Source organism: Phreatobacter sp. GW821-FHT04C01, from assembly GCF_059420385.1.
This window is the reverse complement of sequence record NZ_JBWKTP010000001.1, coordinates 481,286-504,256: the sequence shown is the minus strand read 5'-3', so window position 1 is coordinate 504,256 and position 22,971 is coordinate 481,286. Positions and strand designations below refer to the sequence as shown.

General features: G+C 68.3%; 20 protein-coding genes and 1 pseudogene. 11 read left to right on the top strand and 10 right to left on the bottom strand.

Going from position 1 to position 22,971, the window contains the following annotated elements; all coding sequences use genetic code 11:
- The first annotated feature begins 46 nt into the window (after positions 1 to 46).
- The gene (gene uvrC, locus AC07WJ_RS02325; RefSeq protein ID WP_494932916.1) at positions 47 to 2,053 is read left to right on the top strand and encodes an excinuclease ABC subunit UvrC; all 2,007 of its coding nucleotides are present in this window, start codon (positions 47 to 49) and stop codon (positions 2,051 to 2,053) included.
- Between the two features lie 18 nt (positions 2,054 to 2,071).
- On the opposite strand, the gene AC07WJ_RS02320 is transcribed toward uvrC, so the two are convergent.
- Together AC07WJ_RS02320 and AC07WJ_RS02315 are read right to left on the bottom strand one after the other, a co-directional pair.
- Positions 2,072 to 2,803 carry a lysophospholipid acyltransferase family protein gene (locus AC07WJ_RS02320; RefSeq protein ID WP_494932915.1) on the bottom strand — a complete coding sequence of 244 codons (732 nt, stop codon included), beginning with the start codon at positions 2,801 to 2,803 and terminating at the stop codon, positions 2,072 to 2,074.
- A 29-nt stretch (positions 2,804 to 2,832) separates the two neighbouring features.
- Complete coding sequence (locus AC07WJ_RS02315; protein ID WP_494932914.1) at positions 2,833 to 3,495, bottom strand: YdcF family protein; 663 nt, start codon at positions 3,493 to 3,495, stop codon at positions 2,833 to 2,835.
- 251 nt (positions 3,496 to 3,746) lie between these two features.
- Here AC07WJ_RS02315 and AC07WJ_RS02310 point away from each other — a divergent pair, with 251 nt between their 5' ends.
- Entirely contained in the window at positions 3,747 to 4,721 is a 975-nt protein-coding gene (locus tag AC07WJ_RS02310; protein ID WP_494932913.1) for an NADPH:quinone oxidoreductase family protein, read from the top strand.
- Between the two features lie 35 nt (positions 4,722 to 4,756).
- Here AC07WJ_RS02310 and AC07WJ_RS02305 read toward each other — a convergent pair whose 3' ends face one another.
- Positions 4,757 to 5,131, bottom strand: a complete 375-nt coding sequence (locus AC07WJ_RS02305; RefSeq protein WP_494932912.1) for a hypothetical protein — start codon at positions 5,129 to 5,131, stop codon at positions 4,757 to 4,759.
- A gap of 58 nt (positions 5,132 to 5,189) precedes the next feature.
- The gene (gene ggt / locus AC07WJ_RS02300) at positions 5,190 to 6,950 is read right to left on the bottom strand and encodes a gamma-glutamyltransferase (RefSeq protein ID WP_494932911.1); all 1,761 of its coding nucleotides are present in this window, start codon (positions 6,948 to 6,950) and stop codon (positions 5,190 to 5,192) included.
- 114 nt (positions 6,951 to 7,064) lie between these two features.
- Here ggt and AC07WJ_RS02295 point away from each other — a divergent pair, with 114 nt between their 5' ends.
- Positions 7,065 to 7,628: a carboxymuconolactone decarboxylase family protein gene (locus tag AC07WJ_RS02295; RefSeq protein WP_494932910.1), complete on the top strand. Its 564-nt coding sequence runs from the start codon at positions 7,065 to 7,067 to the stop codon at positions 7,626 to 7,628.
- Positions 7,629 to 7,700: 72 nt separating this feature from the next.
- The gene (locus tag AC07WJ_RS02290; RefSeq protein WP_494932909.1) at positions 7,701 to 9,098 is read left to right on the top strand and encodes an MFS transporter; all 1,398 of its coding nucleotides are present in this window, start codon (positions 7,701 to 7,703) and stop codon (positions 9,096 to 9,098) included.
- A gap of 238 nt (positions 9,099 to 9,336) precedes the next feature.
- Here AC07WJ_RS02290 and AC07WJ_RS02285 read toward each other — a convergent pair whose 3' ends face one another.
- The 3 genes from AC07WJ_RS02285 to AC07WJ_RS02275 all read right to left on the bottom strand — a co-directional run bounded on the left by AC07WJ_RS02285 (position 9,337) and on the right by AC07WJ_RS02275 (position 13,181).
- Positions 9,337 to 9,723, bottom strand: a complete 387-nt coding sequence (locus tag AC07WJ_RS02285) for a heavy metal-binding domain-containing protein (protein ID WP_494932908.1) — start codon at positions 9,721 to 9,723, stop codon at positions 9,337 to 9,339.
- A 74-nt stretch (positions 9,724 to 9,797) separates the two neighbouring features.
- Positions 9,798 to 11,441, bottom strand: coding sequence for a bifunctional phosphoribosylaminoimidazolecarboxamide formyltransferase/IMP cyclohydrolase (purH, locus tag AC07WJ_RS02280; protein WP_494932907.1), 1,644 nt, complete (start codon positions 11,439 to 11,441; stop codon positions 9,798 to 9,800).
- A gap of 60 nt (positions 11,442 to 11,501) precedes the next feature.
- On the bottom strand, positions 11,502 to 13,181 hold the full coding sequence (locus AC07WJ_RS02275; protein WP_494932906.1) for a heparinase II/III family protein: 1,680 nt from the start codon (positions 13,179 to 13,181) through the stop codon (positions 11,502 to 11,504).
- Between the two features lie 220 nt (positions 13,182 to 13,401).
- Here AC07WJ_RS02275 and AC07WJ_RS02270 point away from each other — a divergent pair, with 220 nt between their 5' ends.
- From AC07WJ_RS02270 to AC07WJ_RS02245, 6 genes and pseudogenes are all read left to right on the top strand, one after another.
- Complete coding sequence (locus tag AC07WJ_RS02270) at positions 13,402 to 14,214, top strand: DUF3108 domain-containing protein (protein WP_494932905.1); 813 nt, start codon at positions 13,402 to 13,404, stop codon at positions 14,212 to 14,214.
- Positions 14,215 to 14,738: 524 nt separating this feature from the next.
- Positions 14,739 to 15,791, top strand: a complete 1,053-nt coding sequence (locus AC07WJ_RS02265) for an ABC transporter substrate-binding protein (RefSeq protein ID WP_494932904.1) — start codon at positions 14,739 to 14,741, stop codon at positions 15,789 to 15,791.
- 68 nt (positions 15,792 to 15,859) lie between these two features.
- A complete protein-coding gene (locus AC07WJ_RS02260; RefSeq protein ID WP_494932903.1) occupies positions 15,860 to 16,645 on the top strand; it encodes an ABC transporter ATP-binding protein in 786 nt (261 codons plus the stop codon).
- A gap of 10 nt (positions 16,646 to 16,655) precedes the next feature.
- Positions 16,656 to 17,537 carry an ABC transporter permease gene (locus tag AC07WJ_RS02255; protein ID WP_494932902.1) on the top strand — a complete coding sequence of 294 codons (882 nt, stop codon included), beginning with the start codon at positions 16,656 to 16,658 and terminating at the stop codon, positions 17,535 to 17,537.
- Between the two features lie 101 nt (positions 17,538 to 17,638).
- On the top strand, positions 17,639 to 17,929 hold the full coding sequence (locus AC07WJ_RS02250) for a YggT family protein (protein ID WP_494932901.1): 291 nt from the start codon (positions 17,639 to 17,641) through the stop codon (positions 17,927 to 17,929).
- A gap of 10 nt (positions 17,930 to 17,939) precedes the next feature.
- Positions 17,940 to 18,245 (top strand): annotated as a pseudogene (locus AC07WJ_RS02245) (DUF167 family protein); the annotation flags it as partial.
- Between the two features lie 414 nt (positions 18,246 to 18,659).
- Here AC07WJ_RS02245 and hisE read toward each other — a convergent pair.
- Positions 18,660 to 19,037: a phosphoribosyl-ATP diphosphatase gene (gene hisE / locus AC07WJ_RS02240; RefSeq protein WP_494932900.1), complete on the bottom strand. Its 378-nt coding sequence runs from the start codon at positions 19,035 to 19,037 to the stop codon at positions 18,660 to 18,662.
- A 213-nt stretch (positions 19,038 to 19,250) separates the two neighbouring features.
- Here hisE and AC07WJ_RS02235 point away from each other — a divergent pair, with 213 nt between their 5' ends.
- Entirely contained in the window at positions 19,251 to 20,153 is a 903-nt protein-coding gene (locus AC07WJ_RS02235; protein WP_494932899.1) for a DMT family transporter, read from the top strand.
- Positions 20,154 to 20,173: 20 nt separating this feature from the next.
- Here the strand turns inward: AC07WJ_RS02235 and AC07WJ_RS02230 are convergent, their stop codons facing one another.
- Positions 20,174 to 20,392, bottom strand: a complete 219-nt coding sequence (locus AC07WJ_RS02230) for a hypothetical protein (RefSeq protein WP_494932898.1) — start codon at positions 20,390 to 20,392, stop codon at positions 20,174 to 20,176.
- A 128-nt stretch (positions 20,393 to 20,520) separates the two neighbouring features.
- Positions 20,521 to 22,869, bottom strand: a complete 2,349-nt coding sequence (locus tag AC07WJ_RS02225) for a penicillin acylase family protein (protein ID WP_494932897.1) — start codon at positions 22,867 to 22,869, stop codon at positions 20,521 to 20,523.
- Positions 22,870 to 22,971 lie beyond the last annotated feature (102 nt).

Below are 22,971 nucleotides of genomic sequence, written 5' to 3'. Positions count from 1 at the left end.
CCGCGGCCGAACCCGCCGTTACGACATCCAGAGACAGACGCTTTCCATGACGCCGCAATCCGGACCCGCCAATCTCGAGCCAGACCTGACCGATCTCGACCTGCCCGAGACGGATGAGGCCGAGGACATCGTGCTGGATCTGGTGGCCGAAGACGACGCGGCCCCGGCCGCCGGCCCGCTCGCCGCCGGCATCGACGTGATCAAGGCCGCGGTCCGCCATGCGCCCAAGGGACCCGGCGTCTACCGCATGATCGATGCGAGCGGCGAGGTCCTTTATGTCGGCAAGGCCAAGTCGATCACCAAGCGGGTGATTTCCTACACCCGTCCGGTCGGCCAGGTGACCCGCATCGCCCGCATGGTGGCGGCCACGTCTGCGATGGAATTCGTCTCGACCAGCACCGAGACCGAGGCGCTGCTGCTCGAGGCCAACCTGATCAAGCAGCTCAGGCCACGGTTCAACGTGCTGCTGCGTGACGACAAGTCGTTTCCCTATATCCTGATCACGGGCGACCATGCTTCGCCGCGCATCGCCAAGCACCGCGGCGCGCGCTCGATGAAGGGCGACTATTTCGGGCCTTTCGCCTCGGCGCAGGCGGTCGGGCGCACCATCAACGCACTCGAGCGGGCCTTCCTGATCCGCTCCTGCGCCGATCCGGTGTTCGAGAGCCGCACCCGCCCCTGCCTGCTGTTCCAGATCAAGCGCTGCTCCGGTCCGTGCACGGCGGAGATCGGCAAGGATGGCTATGACGCCCTGGTCAACGAGGCCAAGCTGTTCCTGTCGGGCCGCAGCCAGGTGGTCAAGCAGGTGCTGGCGACCCAGATGGAGCAGGCCGCCGAGAACCTCGAATTCGAGCGCGCCGCGGTCTATCGGGACCGGCTCGCCGCCCTGTCGGCGGTCCAGGCGACCCAGGGCATCAATCCGCGCGGCGTCGAGGAGGCCGACGTCTTCGCCGCCACCCAGCAGGGCGGCCAGACCTGCATCCAGGTGTTCTTCTTCCGCACCGGCCAGAACTGGGGCAACCGCGCCTATTATCCGCGTGCCGACCGCTCGATCGAGGCCGCCGAGGTGCTCGGCTCCTTCGTTGCCCAGTTCTATGACGACAAGCCTCCGCCCTCGCTCGTGCTGCTGTCGCATGAGGTCGAGGACCAGGGCCTGCTCGGCGAGGCGCTGTCGACGCGGGCCGGCCGGCGGGTCGAGGTGGCGACGCCCAAGCGTGGCGAGAAAAAGGACCTGGTCGACCATGCCCTGCAGAACGCCCGCGAGGCGCTGGGCCGCAAGCTCGCCGAGAGCGCCTCGCAGCTGAAGCTGCTCGCCGGCCTGGCCGAGGCTTTCGGGCTGGACAAGCCGCCGCGGCGCGTCGAGGTCTATGACAACTCTCACATCATGGGCACCAATGCCGTCGGCGGCATGATCGTGGCCGGTCCGGAGGGCTTCCGCCGCAAGGACTACCGGACATTCAACATCAAGTCCGACATCGCGCCGGGCGACGATTTCGGCATGATGCGCGAGGTGCTGGAGCGCCGCTTCAAGCGCCTCCTGAAGGACGGCGTCGACGCGCCGGCCGCGCCGCCCGCGGATGGCGAGGATGACCAGTCGGCCTGGCCCGATCTCGTGCTGATCGACGGCGGCCCGGGCCAGCTCTCGGCGGCGCGCCAGATCCTCACCGATCTCGGCATCGCCAATGTGCCGATGGTCGGCATCGCCAAGGGGCGCGACCGCGAGGCCGGCCGCGAGACCTTCCACATGACGGGACGTGAGCCGTTCCGGCTCGAACCGCGCGATCCCGTGCTCTATTTCGTCCAGCGCCTGCGCGACGAGGCGCATCGTTTTGCCATCGGCACCCATCGCGGCCGGCGCAAGAAGGACATCAAGGAGGCAGGCCTCGCCGAAATCGCCGGCATCGGGCCGTCGCGCAAACGCGCCCTGCTCAACCATTTCGGCACGCTGAAGGCCATCGAGCGGGCCGGGCTCGACGATCTGCAGCGCGCCCCGGGCATCAATGCCGCGACCGCCAAGGCGGTCTACGACTTCTTCCACCCGACGACCGGCTGAACAGGAGCGGCGAGCGGCTCAGGTCGCGGCCGCCTCGGCGGCCTCGGCGACGAGCCGGTCAGTTGCCGTCTCGATGGCGGCCTTCAGGCGGTCGGCGAATTGCTCCGGCGGCAGGCCCGGGGGGATCGGGTCGAGGCATTCGACGATGACGGTGCCGGGCCGGCGCAGGAACGACCGGCGCGGCCAGAACAGGCCGGCATTATGCGCCACCGGCTGGCACGGCACGCCGAGCGCCTGATAGAGATGGGTGACGCCATATTTGTAGTCGGGTGGCGCGCCGACCGCGCGGCGCGTGCCTTCCGGAAAAATCATGACCTGCTGGCCGCGCTTCAGCGCGTCGCGCGCGCCCGGCGTGATCGACGCCAGCGTGCCACCCTTCTTGCCGCGATCGACCGGGATCTGCCGGGCGCGCCAGATGACCCAGCCGAACAGCGGCAAATAGATCAGCTCGCGCTTGAACACATAGGCCGGCCGGCGGAACGGCACGAAAAAGGCGAAGGTTTCCCAGGCGGATTGGTGCTTGGCGGCAACCAGCAGCGGCCCCTCGGGGATCTTGTCCAGGCCGCGAAACACGACATGCAGGTTGCAGATCACCCTGAGCGCCCAGAGATTGCCGCGACCCCAGACCCAGCCGATGAACAGGATGGGATTGCCCGACGGCCAGACCAGCGTCGGCATCAGGATGATCAGCAGCAGCAGGGTCCAGAGATAGAAGAACAGATTGAACAGGGCCGAGCGCAGCAGCAGCATCAGGCGGGTCCTCCCGCCCGAGGCGGAGCTCAATAGGTCGAGGCGCGCGCCGTTCGCGGTTCGGCGGTCGGGATATCCAACCTGAGCCGCACGGCGGCCATCAAGTACTTGGCATATTCGAAGCTCAGAATCTTCAGACTCGGCGGATCTTTCCACCAGACATTGCGCTTCATCGCCTCGGTAGGCACGGGGCTGGCGATCAGCTCCACGTCGGGCAGGATCCGCTGCAGCTCCAGCATGGTGCGCGGCATGTGATAGCTCGAGGTGACCACCAGCACCGAGCGGAAGCCGTTGGCGCGCACCCACTTGCCGGTTTCCATGGCGTTGCCGAGGGTGTTGAGGGCGCGATGGTCGAGATCGATGCAGCATTGCATCAGGGCAGCCGAGCCCGGGATCAGGCGGGCCAGTTCACGTTCGCCGACCATCGGATTGACGCCGCTGATCAGCAGGCGCCGGCCCCGGCCGGTTCCGAGCAGCGCGATCGCGTCGGAAATCCGCGACGATCCACCGGTCATGGCGACGATCGCCTCGGCCCGCGGCCCGCCGGTCGCCGCAACCTGGGTTGCCGAGCGGACGAACGGAATGAACCCCGCCGCGAGCCCGGTCAGGCCGACCAGGGCCAGAACCATGACGACCGGAGCCGGGCGAAACCGCCAGCGTCCCCGTACCCGTGGCTCGGTGACGGGGGTCACATTCGGCTCGGCGCGTGGCGCGGCCCATGGAGGCGTTCGCGACATTCCCTGAACTATACCATCGATTGCGGCGGTCTCACGACCCACATGTGACGTAGCGCCATGGTCTTCAACGATCCGTTAAGCATCGGCGCCGGCTGCGCGGCCGGGGCTTTCCGGCCGGGTCGCGGGCGGTCTCGCCCACCGTTTGGCCGAGGTTGACCTCAAGCGCACCGGCTGGTGGTGTGTCGCAACCAAGGGAGACGACGTCCATGAAAGCCGTTCTGTGCAAGACCTTCGGGCCGCCCGAGAGCCTGGTCATCGAGGAACTGCCGGATCCGAGCGCGGGTCCGGGGGAGGTCGTGGTCGCGGTCACCGCCGTCGGCCTCAACTTCTTCGACAACCTGATCATCAAGAACATGTATCAGGTGAAGCCGCCCATGCCGTTCTCGCCGGGCTCCGAATTCGCCGGCCGTATTCTCAGCCTCGGCGACGGCGTCACCGGCTTCAAAGTCGGCGACCGGGTCGCCGGCAACCTGTCCTTCGGGGCGGCCCGCAGCCAGATCGTGGCGCAGGCCAGCGCGCTGGCGCCGATCCCGGATGCCCTGACCGACGAACAGGCCGCCGGCCTCGTCATCACCTATGGCACGACCATTCACGCGCTGAAGGACCGCGCCCAGCTGAAGCCGGGCGAGACGCTCGCGGTGCTGGGCGCTGCCGGCGGCGTCGGGCTCGCCGCCATCGAGCTCGGCAAGGCCATGGGCGCCCGGGTCATCGCCTGCGCCTCGACCGACGACAAGCTGGCCTTCTGCAAGGCCCATGGCGCCGACGAGGTGATCAACTATGCCACCGAGGACCTGAAGGAGCGGCTGCGCGCGCTGACCGGCGGCAAGGGCCCCGACGTGATCTACGACCCGGTCGGCGACAAATATGCCGAACCGGCGCTGCGTGCGATCGCCTGGGAGGGCCGTTTCCTGGTCATCGGTTTCGCCGGCGGCGAGATCCCCAAGATCCCGCTGAACCTGACCTTGCTGAAGAGCTGCGACATCCGCGGCGTGTTCTGGGGTGCCTTCGCCCAGCGCAGCCCCAAGGCGAACAGCGAGAACCTGGCGCAGGTCGCCCGCTGGACCGCCGAAAAGAAACTGTCGCTGCATGTCCACGCGACCTATCCGCTGGAACGGATCGCCGACGCGCTGAACGAGATCGCCAGCCGCAAGGCCAAGGGCAAGGTGATCCTGAAGCCCTGAACGGGGCCGCCGCGCCGGCCGGAACGGCCGGGAATTCAGGCGACCGCGGCCAGGGTCGTCACCGGCGTGGCCAGGTCGGCGGCAACCGTCGCGCGTTGCTGTTCGTTCTCGGCGGTCAGGTGGACATGCACCTCGTCGGCCCGCTTCATCTGGGCGAGCCGCGCCAGGGCCCGCGCCGAGCACGGCGCGCGTCCGGCCCAGACCGCCAGCCGCGTGCCATCGGTCTCGCGCCGCGCCAGCACCATGACCGCGCCCTCATAGGCCGGTGGATTGGTCGCCGGATAGACGGTCGCCAGATAGCGCCGGCCGGAAATGCCGCGCCAGGCATGAAAGCGCGCCGCAAGGCCGGCGACCGCCAGAACCGGGGGCGGGCCTGCATCGAATGCGTGGATGATTCGCCGTCTGCTCATTGGAACATAATGAGAACAAACCGATCCGGCCGTCAATGGCAAAGAGCGGCCCCCACGCCTAATTCCCGGCCGCCAAGGTGCCGCGCTGGCGTGTGTCGGAAGCGCCGGTCCAGCCCTGTGGCGTCGCCAGGATGGCATTGACATTGCCGAAGGCCGGGCGCGGCGCGATGCGGTGGCCGCGCGCCGTCAGAAGCCTCAGCGTGTCGACCGAAATGCCCTGCTCGACATCGATGGCATCGGGCAGCCACTGGTGATGGATCCGTGGTGCCGCGACCGCCTCGGCAATGTTCATGCGGTGATCGACCACATTGAGGATGGTCTGCAGGGTGATAGTGATGATCCGGCTGCCGCCCGGCGATCCCGTCACCATCGCCACCTTGCCGTCGCGAAACAGGATGGTCGGCGTCATCGACGACAGCGGCCGCTTGCCCGGGCCCGGCAGGTTGGCCGCGCCCTGCACCAGGCCATAGGCATTGGCCGCGCCGGCCTTGGCGGCGAAATCATCCATTTCGTTGTTCATGAGGATGCCGGTGCCCTCGGCCACCAGGCCCAGGCCATAGGAAAAGTTCAGCGTATAGGTATTGGCCACCGCATTGCCCGATCGGTCGACCACCGAGAAATGGGTGGTCTGCTCGCCCTCGTGCGGCGCCGGGTCGCCGGGCCGGACCTCGGCTGCCGGCCGCGCCCGGTTCGGGTCGATCAGCGGGCGCAGGCGGTCGGCATAGGCCCTGGAGGTCAGGCCGCGCACCGGCACGCTGACGCTGTCGGGATCGCCGAGATATTTCGCGCGGTCGGCATAAGCGAGCTTCATCGCCTCGGCCATCACATGGATCGCCTCGGCGCTGTTATGGCCCATGGCGCCGAGGTCGAACGGCTCCAGCAGGTTGAGCAATTGAATGAGGTGGACGCCGCCCGACGAGGGCGGCGGCATGGAGGCGAGCGCATAACCGCGATAGCGGCCGCGCACGACCTCGCGGATGACAGGCCGATAGGCTCGGAAATCCTCCACCGTCATGATGCCGCCATGGGCGCCGAGCGCCGAGACGATCCGCTCGGCGACGGTGCCTTCGTAAAAGCCGGCGGGGCCGCGCTGGGCAATGGCCTCGAGCGAGCGGGCGAGGTCGGCCTGGACCAGGGTCTCGCCGCGCCGGGGCGCCGAGCCGTCGGGTTTCAGGAAGATCCGCATCGAGGCGGGATAACGGGCGAGCCGGCGCGCCGCCTGCGGCAGGGAATCGGCGAGATCGTCGTCGACCGTGATGCCGTCGCGGGCGAGCCGGATCGCCGGCTGGATCAGTTCGGCGAGGGTGAAGCGTCCCGAGCCGTAGCGGCGATGCGCCTCGGCGAGACCCGCGACGGTTCCCGGCACGCCGGCGCCCAGCCCCGAATCGCGCGACAGACGCGGATCCGGCTCGCCATTGGCCCCGAGGAACATGGTCGGCGTCGCGGCTTGCGGCGCCGTTTCGCGATAATCGATGGCGATCGTCTCGTTGCGTTCGGCCAGGTGCACCAGCATGAAGCCGCCGCCGCCCAGATTGCCGGCCCGCGGCAAGGTGACGGCCAGCGCGAAGCCGACGGCGACCGCCGCGTCCACCGCATTGCCGCCCCGCGCCAGCACGGCGACGCCGACGCGGGTCGCCTCCGCCTCCTGGCTCGCCACCATGCCGTTCGGCGCGATCGCCGGGTGGACACGGGCGGTTTCCGAGAGGATCGGCCAGCTCGGCGAGGCTGCCGGCGGCGATGGCGCGGGCTGCGGCGCCGGTTGGGCCACGGCCGCGGACGACACCAGGATCGAGACCAGAGCAACGATGATGCGGCGCATGAACGGCCTCCGAGAACGTCCGCAGTCTAGTCCTGCTTTAGCCCCCCTTGGCAATTGCCCGCATCGCGCCATGATACCAGGACCATCTCCTGTTTTCTGATTTGCGAGATCACCATGGCCGCCGCCGACCGCATGCCTCCGATCCCGCCTGCGGCCTATACGGCGGCGCAGGCGGAGGCAGCGGCGGAGTTCCGGTCGCGGCGTGGCGCCGAGCCGTTCGGACCCTATGCGCCGCTGCTGCGCTCGCCGGCGGTCATGCGCGATGTCGAGGCGCTCGGCCGGCGCATGCGCCACGGCTCCTGCCTCCCCGAGGATCTGAAGGAAATGGCCATCTGCCAGGTGGCCCGCGCCTATTCGCAGCAGTTCGAATGGTCGGTGCATGTCCGGGAGGCCGAAAAAGCCGGTGTGCCCCGGGCCTTGCTGGAGGCGCTCGCCGAAGGCCGCAGGCCCGACGTGATGACCTCGGACGAGGCCTTGATCCATGACGCGGTGGCCGAACTGATCGCCACCAGGCGCTGGTCGGACACCACCTATGCCCGTGTCGTGGCACGTCACGGCGAGCGCGGCGCGGTCGAGATCCCCGCCCTGATCGGCATCTATTCCCTGCTGGCGCTGGTCCTCAATGTCGCCCGCACGCCGGCCGACGGCCCCGAGGCTCTGACACGCTGGCCCGAATGACACCGGCCGTGCGATGAGACCGATTGCACCCAGGTGATTCCCGCTTCTCCATAACCGGCTAAGTTCGAGACCATGCAGACCCCATCGCTCGCCGTCTCCGAAGCGCCGGCCGAACCGGCGTCCCGTCCCGCGATCACCGGGTGGGTGCTGTTCGATTGGGCGGCGCAGCCTTATTTCACCTTGATCAACACCTTCGTCTACGCCCCGTTTTTCGCCAGCGCGATCGCGGCCAATCCGGTCGAAGGCCAGGCCATGTGGGGCTTTGCCACCAGCGCCGCCGGCCTCGCCATCGCCTTTCTGTCGCCGCTGCTCGGCGCCGTCGCCGATGCCTCGGGCCGACGCAAGCCGTGGATCGCCGCTTTCGGCATCCTGCTGGTGATCGGCTCGTCGCTGCTGTGGTTCGGCCGGCCTGGTGCGCCCGAGACGGTCGCTCTCGTGCTGTTCGCCTTCGTCCTGGCCACCATCGGCGCGGAATTCGCCACCGTCTTCAACAATTCGATGATGCCGACGCTGGTGCCGCCGGAGCGCATGGGCCGGCTTTCCGGTCTCGGCTGGGCCATCGGTTATGTCGGCGGCATGGCGTCGCTGATCCTGATGCTGGGTTTCCTGGTGGCGAGCCCGGAGACCGGCAAGACGATCATCGGCCTGAAACCCCTGTTCGGCCTCGACGCGGCGGCGCGCGAGGGCGACCGCGCCGCCGGCCCCCTGACGGCCTTGTGGTTCATCGTCTTCGTCATTCCATTGTTCCTGTTCACGCCCGACGTGCCGGCCCGGATGGGCATGGCGGAAGCGGCGCGATCGGGCCTGAAGAGCCTCGCCGGCACGCTCGTCGAATTGCGCAAGCACCGCAACATCATGACCTTCCTGATCGCCAACATGATCTACATGGACGGCCTGATCGCGCTTTTTGCCCTGGGCGGCATCTATGCGGCCGGCGTTTTCGGCTGGACCACCATCGAAATCGGCCTGTTCGGCATGCTGCTGACCATCACCGGCACCTTCGGCGCGCTGATCGGCGGCAAGCTCGACGATGCGATCGGCTCGAAACCGGTCATCCTCGCCTCGATCCTGTTCCTGACCTTCGCCACCTTCGCCATCCTGCTGATCGGACCAGGCCACGTCTTCTTCGTCTTCGAGACGGCCAAGCCGGTTGCCGGCGACGGCCTGTTCGCGACCTTGCCGGAACGGATCTACCTGGTCCTCGGCGGCATCATGGGGGCGGCCGCCGGACCGCTGCAGGCCGCCTCGCGCTCACTGCTGGTCCGGCTCGCGCCGCGCGACAAGATCGGCCAGTTCTTCGGGCTGTTCGCGCTGTCCGGCAAGGTCACGGCCTTTGTCGGGCCGTTCCTGTCGAGCGTGGTGACGCTGGCGCTGAACGACCAGCGCGCCGGCCTCGGCGTGCTGCTCGTCATGTTCCTGATCGGAGCGGCGATCCTGACCCGGGTGCGCACCGAGGCAGCGGCCGCCTGAGGCGGCTCAGGCGGGCGGACGCGCGGCTGCATCGTCATGGATGGCCGGGACGAGCCCGGCCAAGACGGGATTCATCCTTGGAGCGAAGTGAGCTGGATCGAGTGGATGCAGGACCTGCGTCGCGGCCCAGCACATGGTGAGGTCAGCACATCGTCTTGCCCGGGCTTGTCCCGGGCATCCACTGCTTGTTTGCAGCGGAGAAACCCATCCCGACCGCTGCGCAGCGGCACCAAAGGTCTCAGCTGCGGCCACCCCAGGGCGCCGACGAGGGATAACCGCCCTGCTGCGGCGCGGCCTGCGTCTGCATCGCCATCTCGACCGAGACGGCGGTGCCGCTGACGCTGACCATCAGCATGGATTTGCCGAGCGTCTCGTAATCGACGTCGATGCCGACAATGGCATTGGCGCCGAGCCGCTGGGCCTCCTGCATCATCTCGCCGAAGGCGGTGTTGCGGCCGTCGCGCAGCACCGTCTCGTAGGAGCCCGCGCGGCCGCCGACGATGTCGCGGATCGAGGCGAAGAAATCCCGGAAGATATTGGCCCCGAGAATGACCTCGCCGGTCACCACGCCGTGGTAGCGAATGATGCGCCCGCCCTCGAGGCTCGGCGTGGTGGTCAGCAGCATGGAAGCGTCTCCGGTTCGCGGCCACGCCAATCTAGAGCATTTGGCGGCGGCCTGGATACCGCCGCGGCCTCGTCTCAGTGCCGGAAGTGCCTGATGCCGGTGAACACCATGGCGAGCCCTGCCTGGTCGGCGGCCTCGATGACCTCCTTGTCGCGCATCGAGCCGCCCGGCTGGATCACCGCGGTCGCGCCCGCCTCGACCGCCGCCAGCAGGCCGTCGGCGAAGGGGAAGAAGGCATCGGAAGCGACCACCGAGCCCCTGGTCAGCGGCACGGCATTGCCGGCCGCAGCCGCCGCGTCCTCGGCCTTGCGGGCGGCGATGCGCGCCGAATCGACCCGGCTCATCTGGCCGGCGCCGACGCCCACCGTCGCGCCGTTCCTGACATAGACGATGGTGTTGGACTTGACGTGCTTGGCGACCCGGAAGGCGAAGCGCAGGTCGGTCAGTTCCTCCGGCGTCGGCGCCCGCCGGGTGACCACCTTCAGGTCCATCGCGTCGACCACCGCATTGTCGCGCGACTGCACCAGGAGCCCGCCGGCCACCGTCTTGACCGTCAGGCCGGCCGCGCGCGGATCCGGAATGCCGCCGGCGATCAGCAGGCGCAGGTTCTTCTTGGCCGCGACGATCGCCTTGGCCTCGTCGGTCGCGTCGGGGGCGATGATCACCTCGGTGAAGATCTCGACGATCTTGCGCGCCGCTTCCGCGTCCAGAGTGCGGTTCAGCGCGACGATGCCGCCGAAGGCCGAAACCGGATCGCAGGCCAGCGCCCGCTCATAGGCCTCCACCAGGCTGGCCGCCTCCGCGACGCCGCACGGGTTGGCGTGCTTGATGATGGCGACCGCGGCGGTCCGGGCCGGATCGAACTCGCCGACCAGCTCATAGGCGGCATCGGTGTCGTTGAGATTGTTGTAGGACAGCTCCTTGCCCTGGAGCTGGTGGGCGGTGGCCACGCCCGGGCGGGCATCGGGGCCCTGCGGCGTCTTGTAGAAGGCCGCCCATTGATGCGGGTTCTCGCCGTAGCGCAGCGCCTGGGCGAGCGCGCCGCCGAAGGCGCGGTAGGGCGTCGTGGTTTCTTTCAGCGCGTCGAACAGCCAGTTGGAAATCGCCGCGTCATAGGCGGCGGTACGGGCATAGGCCTTGGCCGCGAGCCGGCGGCGCAGATCCAGCGTGGTCGCCCCGGCATTGGCCTTCATCGCGTCGATGACCGCCGCGTAGTCGGCCGCATCGACCACCACCGTCACCGCATCGTGGTTCTTCGACGCCGCGCGGATCATCGCCGGGCCGCCGATGTCGATATTCTCGATGGTGTCGTCCCAGCCGGCGCCGCGCGCGATCGTCGCCTCGAAGGGATAGAGGTTCACCACCAGGAGGTCGATCGGCAGGATGCCGTGGGCCTTGGCCGCGGCCTCGTGCTCGGCATTGCCGCGAACCGCCAGCAGCCCGCCATGAACCTTCGGATGCAGCGTCTTGACCCGCCCATCCATCATTTCCGGAAAGCCGGTGAGGTCGGCGACCTCGGTGACGGCGAGGCCGGCGTCCTTCAGCGTCTTGTAGGTGCCGCCGGTGGAGACCAGCGCGACGCCGAGACCGGCGAGCTCGCGGGCGAAATCCACGATGCCGGTCTTATCGGAGACCGAAATCAGCGCACGGGCGACGGGAGCGTTCGAGGAAGCGGTCACGGTGGCGGTCTCCGGGAAGGTTTGGCCGCGCCTTAGCATGGCGGGCGCGGCGCCGGAACCGCATCTTCGCGGAAAATCACGGTAAGCAACGCCTGGCGGTCACAAGGGCAGCTCCGGTTCCGGCTCGCTGGGCGCCGCCTGCGCGCCCGGCCGCTCCAGCCGGCGCAGCGCCCAGCGCACCCGGGGCGTTTGGCCCGACCGCCCCTCGATGACCAGTTGCAGCGTCCGCCGCGGTCCCTCCGGCATGGCCAGCGCGATGCTTTCCTCGATGGTGACGCCGGCATCGGCGGCGAACACCCAGGCCTCGCCGGTCGGCAGCAGCAGCAGCACCGAGCGGCCCTGCTCGGTCGGCACCGGCTGGACGCTCGGATGCAGGTGGAAGCGCAGCGCATAGGGCTGGTCGGCGCCCTCGATCGCATCTTCGCCGTCGAGCCGTTCGCCGTCCTCGGCGAGCGTCATGACGCGGGCGACCGCGACGCCGAGGCGCGGCCGGTAGCCGTCATGGCTGGCCGTGACGGTCAGCCCGCGGCGCTCGACCTCGACGACATGCGGTCCGGACAGCATGGCCCCTTCCGCCGGCCCCCGGCGGACGAAGCGGGCCGACGAGTGGTCGGCCACCGTCACCGTCGAGTGGGCCGCGGTCTTGCGCGCCTCCTTGCGCCAGCTGGCGCGGTGCACGCTCGACATGCCGCAGTTCATCACGACGAGCTGCCGCCCGGTCGACAGTTCGAACGACAGGGTGCCGGCATGGGTCCCCATGCTGTAGCGCGCCGGCGGCGGCACGCCGGTATCGGTGATGACCACGGTCGTGCCCGCTTCCAGCCGCTCGAAGCCGCTATGCGGCGCCGAGCCCGGCACGATGCCGCGCGACTCGTCATAGACCAGCGCCGTGGTGACCAGGTCGATGCCGGTCGGCCCCATGCCGTTGAAACGCGCGATCGTGCCGTCGCCGAGCCGGAAGAAGCGGATCATCGGCATCATCCGGTCGACCGCCGTGAGAATGGCGGCGGGCGGCGTGACATTGCGCGCCGGAAACAATTGACGCAGCGGCAGGAGGTCGAGCACCAGGCCGACCAGCACGCCGGGATCGCGGCTGACATGGCCGCCATCCGGCAGGATCTGGCGATCGAGCTCTTCGCCCAGCCGCAGCGAGGCCCATTTCAACAGGCGCTCCTCGCCTTCCAGGCAAAGTCCTGCCGTCACCAGCGCCACCAGCGCCGACAGCCGGTCCGCGCCGGGCGGGATCGAGGCGAACTGGGCATAGAGCACGCGCACCTGCCACCACAGCGAGCGGGCAAAGCGCCGGTAGAAGATCTCGTCGGCGCCGGCGAGCAAAAGGCCGGAGGCGGCGAGCCAGGCCCGGATCCGCTCCGCGGTGATCTGCGGCTGCCAGCCGATGGCATGGTCGCGGCCCTGCGTCGCCAGCCACGCCCCGACAAGCTGGCGCGCGGCGGCACCCGCTTCGGCCGTGCCGGCGGCCCTGAGATGCCTGAGCCAGCCGAAACCGGCGAGCGCCTCGCGCCATTCCTCCGACGGCGGTGTCGCGGCGAAGGGGTCGGCCGCCTGGACCGTGCGGCCGGCGAAGACGTGCAGGCCGGCGATGATCTCGTCGGCCCTGACCGGATCGGCCGTGCGCAGTTCCTGCGGCACCAGCAGAACCCGCGGCGTCTGGCTGCGGCCGCGCCACACCCGCATCATGCCGGCGCCGACCGGCCAGCCGCGCGCACGCCGGTAGTAACCGACGGTCGCGAGCCGACCGGCGATGACCCGCTCACTCATCCACGCAAGGGTCCTTGCCACCAAAACCCGACCGCCCCCAATCGCTTGTCCGACCAGCCCGGCCGAATCGCCGGCACAGTCATAGCCGGTCCGCCATGCCCCTGGTGCCTCATAGAAGACACGGCTGCATTTCCAAGGCGTTAACCATTTTCGCGCTTTGATGCGGTCGAGCGGCGTGGGGACGATGAGACCCGGCGCCGGTGGTGATGGAGTCTGTGCCGTGTCTCGATCGACCCTCCTGGCGGGTATCGCCGCCTTTGCCGCGATCGCCTCGCCCGCGCTGGCGACCGAAGCCGTCTCCGGACGCTACGAGATCATGATCGGCGGCCTGCAGGTCGGCGTGGCCGGCTTCGAGGGCCGCATTTCCAACGACACCTACGAGACATCGGTCTCGGTGCGCCTCTCCGGCGTGTCGCGGCTGATCGCCTCGGGCCGCGGCTCGGCGACCGCATCCGGCCGCATCGCCGGCGGCCGCGCCGTGCCGGCAACTTACAACCTCACCCTCAACACCACCCAGCAGAGCGAGGCGATCCGCATGGCCATGGCCGGCGGCGCCGTGCGCAGCTTCAGCGCCGAGCCGGCGAAACCCGAGGCGCCCGACCAGGTGCCGGTCACGGCAAGCCATCGCCAGGGCGTGCTCGACCCGCTGGCGGCCGCCCTCTTCGTCGTCTCCGGCTCCGGCCCGACCGTTGCCGCGGAAGCCTGCAGCAAGACCTTCCCGGTCTTCGACGGGCGCCAGCGCTACGACCTGGTCTTTTCCTATGCGCGCACCGAGGACCTGAAGGTCGCCGGCTATTCCGGCCAGGCCGTCGTCTGCAACGCCCGCTATCGGCCGATCGCCGGCCACCGCCCGACGCAGACCCAGGGCATGGAGCAGAACCGCGACATGCAGATCTGGCTGGCGCCGGTCGCCGGCACCCGTGCCCTGGTGCCGGCCCGCATCATGATCCGCACGCCGGTCGGCATGGCGCAGATCGAACCGACCAAACTCGAGCTCGGCAGCCCGGCTTCGACCGCCTCGATCGCGCGCTAGTGTTGCTGCACGGTGATGATGATGGCTTGATTTCCGCGAGTGGATAAATTCGTGGATGCCCGGGACAAGCCCGGGCAAGACGAGAATTGTCCTTGGAGCGACAGGTGCTGGATCGACCGAGCGCAGAACCCGCGCCGTAGCCCTGCACACAGCGAGGTCAGCACATCGTCTTGCCCGGGCTTGTCCCGGGCACCCACGAATTGTTGCACCGGAATCAACCGGTCACAATCACACTGCAACGATACTAGCGGCGTCTCGGGCACGGCGCCCCCCGCCACCGGTGGCCCCGTCTCGCCGGCGCGCCCAGCGACCTGGCGCAGGCGCTCTCCGGCTCGATTTGCAGGCGGCCTGCCCGAGATTTGAGCAAACACTGATTTTGCTTTGAAAAACGGGTTGCCGTCCGGCCCGGCATGGTCTTTGCTGACATCTGTAATTCTACTTGACCGGTTCCATCGCGGGCCGGTCTGGACTGGGCCGTCGCAGCGGTCCGGCCGTCAACAAGAATATGCCGAAGGGCCTTGTCCATGACCGACCTCCCGCGCTACCGCCCGACCCGCCGCGACGCGATGAAGCTTGCCGGCACCGTGGCCCTTTCAGGCCTTGCCGCGCCCGCCGTCCACGCCCAGGCGACCACCAATGTCCGCTTCACGCTGGACTGGCGGTTCGAGGGGCCCGCCGGCCTGTTTCTCAGTGCCCTGGAGAAGGGCCACTTCCGCGCCGAAGGGCTGAACGTCTCGATCGACGCGGCCTCCGGCTCGCGCGAAGGCGTCACCCGCGTCGCTTCCGGCACCTATGACATGGGCTTCGGCGACGTCAATTCGATGATCCGCTTCCGCGACGAGAACCCGACCGTCGACCTGAAGGCGGTGATGATGGTCTATGACCGCCCGCCCTTCTCGATCGTCGGCCGCCGCTCGCGCGGCATCACCGCCGACGTGAAGAGCCTGGAAGGCAAGAAGTTCGGCGCACCCGCCCCCGACGCGGCTTATGCCCAGTGGCCGATCTTCCGTGCGGTGAACAATCTCAACGAAGCCAGCATGCGCTTCGAGAATGTCGGTTTCCCGGTGCGTGAGCCGATGCTCGCCTCCGGCGAAGTGGACGCAATCTTCGGTTTCGCCCATTCCTCCTATATCAATCTGAAATCCCGCGGCGTGCCCGACAGCGACATCATCGTGCTGCACATGTACGACTACGGCGTCGAGCTCTACGGCAATGTGGTCATGCCGAGCCCGGGCTTCCTGCAGGGCAATCGCGCCGCGGTCGCCGGTTTCAACCGCGCGCTGGTCAAGGGCATTCGCGATTGCATCGCCGACCAGACCGCGTCGGTGAAGCTGGTGCTCGCCCGCAATGACGTCGCCCGGCAGGAGACCGAGGCCGAGCGCCTCAAGATGACCATCGACAATTACGTGCTCACCCCCTGGGTCAAGGCCAATGGCATCGGCGGCATCGATCCGGCGCGCATGGCGCGCGCCATCGACCAGATCGGCCTGACCTTCACCTACAAGAACAAGCCGAAGGTCGAGGACGTTTTCCTGTCCGAGTTCCTGCCCTCGGCGAGTGACCGCAAGCTGGTCTGAGCCTTGCTTGCACGTCTGGCCGGGAGCATGCGGCTCCCGGTCCCAGCTCTCCCGCCGAAAGCCCAGCCTTGCGCCCCTTCGTCGAACTGACCGACGTCAGCCATACCTATGCGACCGGCGCGACGCTTGCCGTCGACGGGCTCAACCTGAAGGTCAACGAGGGCGAGTTCGCCGCCGTCGTCGGGCCGTCGGGCTGCGGCAAATCGACCCTGATGAAGCTCGCCACCGGCCTGCAATTCCCGCAGAAGGGCGCCGTCGTCGTCGATGGCCGCGAGGTCAGCGCCCCGGTCAAGATCGCCGGCATGGCGTTCCAGGCCCCGACCCTGCTGCCCTGGCGCACGACACTCGAAAACCTGATGCTGCCGCTCGAGATCGTCGAGCCGCATCGCTCCCGGCTCAGGCGGCACAAGGCCGAATATGTCGAGAAGGCCGAGGCCCTGCTCGAATCCGTCGGGCTGAAGGATGCCGGCGCGAAATTTCCCTGGCAATTGTCCGGCGGCATGCAGCAGCGCTCCTCGCTGTGCCGCGCGCTGATCCACGAACCCAAGCTTCTGATGCTGGACGAGCCTTTCGGCGCGCTCGACGCCTTTACCCGCGAGGAGCTCTGGTGCGTCATCCGCGACCTGCATGCGCGTGGCAATTTCACCGTGATCCTGGTCACCCATGACCTGCGCGAGGCCACCTTCCTCGCCGACCGGATCTTCTGCATGTCGTCGCGGCCCGGCAGGATCATCGCCGAGCGCGAAGTCGGCTTCGCCCGTCCGCGCGACCTCGAACTGACCTATACCCAGGACTTCTCCGACATCGTCCACGATCTGCGCGCCCGCATCGCGGAAGCGCGCACGACCGCCTGAAAGGCCCGCCATGCAGGTGATATCAGACGTCCTGCTCGCCTGGTGGCCGGTCGGGCTGGTGGCCGGCGTGCTCGCCTATGTCGCGTTGCTGCTCTCGCGCGTGGTGACCGCGAGCGCGCTCGACCGCAGCAAATTGTCGCTGCAGCTGGCGCCGCTCCTGTGTACCGCCGGCACCTTTCTCGCCTGGGAACTGTTCTGCCGGGCGCTCAACGTCTCCACCTTCGTGCTGCCGGCGCCCAGCGACATCGCGGTCTCGCTCTGGGAATTCCGCCGCCAGATCGGCCTGCATTCCTTTCACACCGCCTGGATGACGCTGGCCGGCTTCGGCCTGGCGGTCGCCTTCGGCATCCTGCTCGGCCTGCTGCTCGGCGCCAGCCGGTTCTTCTATGCCGGCTTCTACCCCTTGCTGGTCGGCTTCAATTCGGTGCCGAAGGTCGCGGTCGTGCCGATCCTGGTGATCTGGTTCGGCGTCGGCTGGCTGCCGGCGGTGCTGACCGCCTTCATGATCTCGTTCTTCCCGATCGTGGTGAACGTCGCGACCGGGCTCGCCACCATCGAACCGGAGACCGAAGACGTGCTGAAGGCGCTCGGCGCCTCCAAGCTGCAGATCATGACCAAGGTCGGCATTCCCCGGTCCCTGCCCTATTTCTTCGGCTCGCTGAAGGTGGCGATCACGCTTGCCTATGTCGGCTCGGTGATCGCCGAATACAACGCCTCGCGCTTCGGCATCGGCAACCTGATGGCGCGCGCCTCCGCCGATTTCAACGTGCCGCTGCTGTTCGCCTCCCTCATCGCGCTCGCCATCCTGGGCGTGGTCATGTACATGGCGACCGTCTGGCTGGAGAACCGCATGACCGGTTGGGCGCAGCGGTCGTCCTTCGCGGCCGGATGACACAGCCGGAGCGCGAAACGTAGCGCTTGCCCCGGTGAGCGCCCGGCTCCATAAATCGGGGCCTTGCGACCTACCAGTCCGATTTGTCCTAACGGGGCCCCATGAAAGCGCTCTTCGACGTCATCATCATTGCCCTCAATATCTATTGGTGGGTGATCATCGCCTCGGCGATCCTGTCCTGGCTTGTTGCATTCAACGTCGTGAACTACCGCAACCCGATCGTTGCCCAGATCGATACGACATTGCGGGCGCTGACCGAGCCGGTCCTGGCGCCGATCAGGGCGCGCATGCCCGCGACCGGTGCGGTCGACCTGTCGCCGATCGTCGTGCTGCTCGGCATCATCCTGATCCAGCAGCTCTTGATCCGCTACGGCTACCCCAACGTGTTTTGAGCGCCTCGCCATGACGGCCTCGCCCTATCGGCTCGCCAATGACACGCTGTTCCTTGATGTCCGCCTGACGCCGCGCGGCGGCCGCGACGCGATCGAGGGAACCGATCGCCTCGCCGACGGGCGTGCCGTGGTCAAGGCCCGCGTCCGGGCGGTGCCCGAGGATGGCAAGGCCAATGCGGCGCTCGAACACCTGGTCGCCGACGCGCTGGGGGTCGCCCGCTCGCAGGTGGCCGTCATCCAGGGCAAGACCGCGCGCCTGAAGACGGTCGCCGTCCACGGCGACCCGTCCAGCCTGTCGGCCATGGCCGCCCGCCTGTTCGCCGCGGCGGCCCTGACGCTGGCGATCTTCGCCGGCGCCGGCCCGGCGGCGGCGCAGTTCATCGCGCGCGGCGACGTTTGCGCCGGCGCGACCGAATTCATGCGCACCCGCGTGCTGGTCGAACGGGCGGGATTGTCGGGACCGGACAAGAGCCGGCTCGTCCGCACCCTGCGATCGGCCCAGTCGCTGGCCGAGGAAGGCTGTCCGAACCGCGACGGCTGGCTGATCCGCCGGGCGGTCGGCATGCTCAACGCGGTCAACCGCGAGGTGCGCAACCCGCCGGTCGACCTGCCGCTGTTCCTCAGGGATTAGAGCGCGATTGCAGCAGTTGAGAGCCGCTGCAAAAAGGTTAGCCGTCCTTCGGCGCTCGTTTCAATCTGAGATGATAAAGCTTTAAACAACGACCGCCGCTCAGGCCTTACGGTCGCCCGACGCCGGTGCGCCGAAACTGACCGCGCCGTCGACGATCGCGGCCGGGCCCTTATGCAGCTTCTCGGCGATGCCGTAGAGCTGCTCGCGCCGCTGCATTTCGGTCCAGACCTGGTCGGGCGTGATACCCATGTCGACCCATAGCACCGTCAGATTGTAGAGCAGGTCGGCGCTTTCCCGCACCACCGCGTCGCGGTCGCCGCAGACCGCATCGATCGTCACTTCGGCGGCTTCCTCGACCAGTTTCTTGGCCATCTTGGCCCGGCCGCCCTGCATCAGCCGGGCCGTGCGCGAGTGGCCGGGATCGGTCTCCCGCGCCTTCAGGACCGCCTTGTGCAACCGCTCCATCGCGCCGGCCATGGATGCTGACTTTCCCTCGAAAATCTCCGCGAATCGGAGCCGTCCATCGCTACCGGGCAAAGCGTCTCACAGAACCGAGGCAAGTCAATGACACCGTGCCGCCGGGTTTGTTGCGTCGGGAAACAGCCGCGCAGAGAACGGGTGGCGAGCCGCCCTGCGATTGTCGATTAAGATGAGGGCTCGCCGCGAGGGCTGATTCGGAAGGGCGTTTTCATGTCTCCACGCGACTGGGTTCTCTTGCTCACGCTCTCCGTGCTGTGGGGCGGCTCGTTCTTTTTCGTCAAGGTGGCGCTTGCCGACCTGCCGCCGCTGACCGTCGTCCTCGCCCGCGTGACGATTGCCGCGGTCGCGCTGTTCGTCTTCGTCAAGGCCAGCGGCCTGGCCTGGCCGCGCGGCCGCAAGGCCTGGTGGACGCTGCTGGTCATGGCGATCCTCAACAACCTGATCCCGTTCTCCCTGATCTTTTCGGGCCAGACCGTGATCCCGTCGGGCCTCGCCGCGATCCTCAATGCGACGACGCCGCTGTTCACCGTGGTGGTGATGCATCTGTTCACCACCGACGAAAAGGCGACCCCGCCCAAGATCGCCGGCCTGCTGCTGGGCTTTGCCGGCGTCGTCGTGCTGATCGGGCCGGCGGTGACGGGCGCGCTCGATACGCCGGTCTGGGCGCTGCTCGCCTGTCTCGCCGCCGCGCTGTCCTACGCCTTTTCCGGTCTCTGGGGACGTCGCATCAAACCGCTCGGCATCGCGCCCGCGGTCACCGCCTGGGGCCAGGTGACCCTGACCACGCTGATGATGCTGCCGATCGTCGCCCTGGCCGACCGGCCCTGGACGCTCGCCATGCCCGGCGGCACGACCATTCTCGCCTTGCTCGGGCTCGGCATCCTGTCGACCGCGCTCGCCTATGTGATCTTCTTCCAGATCCTGGAAAGCGCCGGCCCGACCAATCTGATGCTGGTCACCTTCCTCATCCCGGTTTCGGCGATCCTGCTCGGCAGCCTGGTTCTCGGCGAAAGGCTCGCCTGGACTCAGGTGGTCGGCATGACCCTGATCGGGCTCGGCCTGGCGGCGATCGACGGGCGGCTGTGGAAACGGCTGACGGCGCAGGCGGCTTGAACGCTTGTCCGGCGCGTGAGCTACAGGCCCGCGGCTTCGGCCGGACGCTCCGCGCCGACGCCGCCGCAGGGCACCGGCGGCTCCTGGTCGTCGAGGGTCCGGCTGATCCGTTCGGCCGAGCGCCGCGCCTCGCGCGCCAGCGCCGATACCCTGGCCGCATCGAGCTTGCCGTTGCGCAGGATGACATCGATGGCGATCAGGGCCTGATTGAGTTCAGTGAGCGCATCGTGATCGGTCATGCCATTCCCCAACATCTGCGAACAGGACGCAGACGCTAGGGAGGGCAGGTTTCAGAAGCGCGTCATGATCAGGGGCAAATGTTGCGGGTCCCGAAATATGGCCGTCCGGGCGCGTCCGGACGCGGCGATCAGCCGGGTTCGCAGCGGGTTTCCAGGTGGATGGCGGCATCGACCGCCGCCCGCGAATAGGGCAGCGCGGCATAGTCGCCGGTGACCCAGCGCTCGAACAGGTCGCGGTAATGGGGCGACGCGGGATCGCCCGACTGGCCGGGCGTATTGATCGCCACCGACCGGTCGAGATCGGCGAGATCCACCACCAGCCGGAACGACGAGCCCATCATGGTGCGGAAATCGGTTCCCCGGTAACCGGTATGCATCGGCGTCGCGCTCGATCCGCTATGCGGCAGCGGCCCGACCGAGGTCGCCTTGGCCTGTTCCGGCGTCATCAGCGCGCTCAGCGGATGGTCGAACTGGCCGTGATGCAGCTTGCCCCAGGCCCAGGCCTCGGGGTTGTCGCCGATCAAGGCCTTGACGTCGCGCACCGCGGCGGCGAGCGAACCGAGCAGCACCGCGTCGCGGCCGGCCCGCGGATCGGCGCCGAACCGCTCGTCCGGGTTTTCCAGCGCGGCAAGCGTGCCCTCGACGTCGCCGGGCGCCATCAGGCCGTGCAGGTCGTGCGGCACGATCGCCGCCCAGAGCGCCTTCTTCAGGTGCCGGCTCCACCAGACCTCGAACAAGGCGGCGGGTCCCGAGGTCGCGGTCAGCGCATGGTCCTGCCAGCCGGTGAGAATGGCGAGGCCCAGCGCCGCGTCGGCATCGGTGGCGGCGAGCCCGGCGAGCAGCCTGCTCGCCCGGCGCGCCGGCACCGAGACCACGTCGGTCTGCAGCGCCCGCGAGGTTGCCAGCTTGTGCGGCTTGACCGAACCGAGCACCTCCTCGATGCGGGTGGCGCGCGCCCGTTCGACCCATTCGAAGCCCATCGGATGGGCCTTGTGATCCCAGTCCGCGGGCAGGTTCATCTCATTGGCCGAGAACACGAAGCCGTGCGGCGGATTTTCGCTGAGCGGCATTTTCGAACTGTCGCGGAAACCGGCCCATTCATAACGGCCATCGCCCGGCACCGGCATCAGCCCGTCCCAGTTCGGCCTGACCGGATTGATGCCGGCCGGCATCCAGGCGACCGTCCCGGCCTTGTCGGCATAGACGAAATTGACCGAAGGCGTGCCCCAGGTCTCGGTGCCCTTACGGAATTCGGCCAGCGTCCTGGCGCGCATCAGCCGGTGGGTGCCGAGATAGGGCGCGGTGCCCGGCTCGAACCAGACCGAGCGGATCGCATAGGCGCGGCGCTTGTCCCGGTCCTCATGCACCACCGGCCCGTGGCGGGTGAATTTCAGCCGGAGAACCTGATCCGGACAGCCCTTGACCGCCACCGTCTCCTCGACCACGCGCATGCGCTCCCAGGCGCCGTCGTAGCGGTAGAGGTCTGGATCTTCCGGATCGGTCTCGTAGAAATAGAGGTCTTCCTGGTCGATGTAGAAGATGGTCAGGGCCCAGGCCATGGTGCCGTTATGGCCGATATGGACGCCGGGAATGCAGGGTTCGCCGGCGCCGACCACGTCGAGGCCGGGCGCGGTCAGGTGCACCAGCTGGCGCAGCGACGGCATGCCGTGCAGGCGATGCGGATCGGAGGCGAGGATCGGCTTGCCGGTATCGGTCAGGCTGCCATGCACCGCCCAGTTGTTGGAACCGGTATGCTGGGCGTCGAGCACCACCTCGAGCAGGTCGGTGACGCCGCGCCATTTCGGCGCATCCTCCAGCCTGGCCGCCAGTCTTTCCTTGGAAAATGTCGCGCTGGCGCCGGCGAGCTTCAGGAGGTCGAGCACGGCGAGCGGGATCGTCGCGGGATCGAGGCCTTCCGGCACCACCGGCACGACGGCCGGTTCGAGCCAGCGGCGCAACAGGTCGGTGCGGTGATCCGCCTTGCCCTGAACCTGGCAGCGCAGCACTTCCGACAGCACGTTGCGGCTGAGCGAATGGGTGCGGATGCGCGACACGTCCTCCGGCGCCCAGCGCGCCGGGCGCGTGCCGAGCAGGCCGAATTCGAACGGCAGCAGCTTCGGATCGGCCTCGGTCATGGCGACGAAGGCGTTGATCCCCCTGGTGAAGGCGGTGAAGGTGGCCTTGGCCTCGGGGCCGTAGGCGGCATATTCCGCCTCCTGGTCGCCACGGTAGAGGAACAGCCTGGACGCGCGGTCCTGTTCGAGGAAGCCCGGGCCGAAATCGGCCGCCAGCAGGCCGAGCCCGCGCTTCCGCCAGAGATCGATCTGGAACAGCCGCTCGCGCGCCGCGTGAAAACCCTGCAGGAAGAACAGGTCGGCCTCGTTCTCGGCGCGGATATGCGGCACGCCGTTGACGTCGATCCCGATGGAACCGGGCGCCGAGAGACCGGGAAGCTTGAGCGTCTGTGTGCGTGTCATGATCGATCGTCTTGGCCAAAAGGGCCGCGACTGTGCCACCCCGATCGCCGTCTTGCCAGCCGCAAGCGAGCGACCGGGTCCTGCGTCGACGCATGTCTATGA

Excerpts from the sequence above, each read along its gene's own strand:
- AC07WJ_RS02310 (WP_494932913.1), top strand. The coding sequence starts at position 3,747 with ATGAAAGCCGTTCTGTGCAAGACCTTCGGGCCGCCCGAGAGCCTGGTC.
- AC07WJ_RS02320 (WP_494932915.1), bottom strand. The coding sequence starts at position 2,803 with ATGCTGCTGCTGCGCTCGGCCCTGTTCAATCTGTTCTTCTATCTCTGG.
- AC07WJ_RS02250 (WP_494932901.1), top strand. The coding sequence starts at position 17,639 with ATGAAAGCGCTCTTCGACGTCATCATCATTGCCCTCAATATCTATTGG.
- AC07WJ_RS02275 (WP_494932906.1), bottom strand. The coding sequence starts at position 13,181 with ATGAGTGAGCGGGTCATCGCCGGTCGGCTCGCGACCGTCGGTTACTAC.
- AC07WJ_RS02225 (WP_494932897.1), bottom strand. The coding sequence starts at position 22,869 with ATGACACGCACACAGACGCTCAAGCTTCCCGGTCTCTCGGCGCCCGGT.
- uvrC (WP_494932916.1), top strand. The coding sequence starts at position 47 with ATGACGCCGCAATCCGGACCCGCCAATCTCGAGCCAGACCTGACCGAT.
- hisE (WP_494932900.1), bottom strand. The coding sequence starts at position 19,037 with ATGGCCGGCGCGATGGAGCGGTTGCACAAGGCGGTCCTGAAGGCGCGG.
- ggt (WP_494932911.1), bottom strand. The coding sequence starts at position 6,950 with ATGCGCCGCATCATCGTTGCTCTGGTCTCGATCCTGGTGTCGTCCGCG.
- AC07WJ_RS02295 (WP_494932910.1), top strand. The coding sequence starts at position 7,065 with ATGGCCGCCGCCGACCGCATGCCTCCGATCCCGCCTGCGGCCTATACG.
- purH (WP_494932907.1), bottom strand. The coding sequence starts at position 11,441 with ATGCTAAGGCGCGGCCAAACCTTCCCGGAGACCGCCACCGTGACCGCT.
- AC07WJ_RS02235 (WP_494932899.1), top strand. The coding sequence starts at position 19,251 with ATGTCTCCACGCGACTGGGTTCTCTTGCTCACGCTCTCCGTGCTGTGG.
- AC07WJ_RS02255 (WP_494932902.1), top strand. The coding sequence starts at position 16,656 with ATGCAGGTGATATCAGACGTCCTGCTCGCCTGGTGGCCGGTCGGGCTG.
- AC07WJ_RS02230 (WP_494932898.1), bottom strand. The coding sequence starts at position 20,392 with ATGACCGATCACGATGCGCTCACTGAACTCAATCAGGCCCTGATCGCC.
- AC07WJ_RS02285 (WP_494932908.1), bottom strand. The coding sequence starts at position 9,723 with ATGCTGCTGACCACCACGCCGAGCCTCGAGGGCGGGCGCATCATTCGC.
- AC07WJ_RS02265 (WP_494932904.1), top strand. The coding sequence starts at position 14,739 with ATGACCGACCTCCCGCGCTACCGCCCGACCCGCCGCGACGCGATGAAG.
- AC07WJ_RS02290 (WP_494932909.1), top strand. The coding sequence starts at position 7,701 with ATGCAGACCCCATCGCTCGCCGTCTCCGAAGCGCCGGCCGAACCGGCG.
- AC07WJ_RS02305 (WP_494932912.1), bottom strand. The coding sequence starts at position 5,131 with ATGAGCAGACGGCGAATCATCCACGCATTCGATGCAGGCCCGCCCCCG.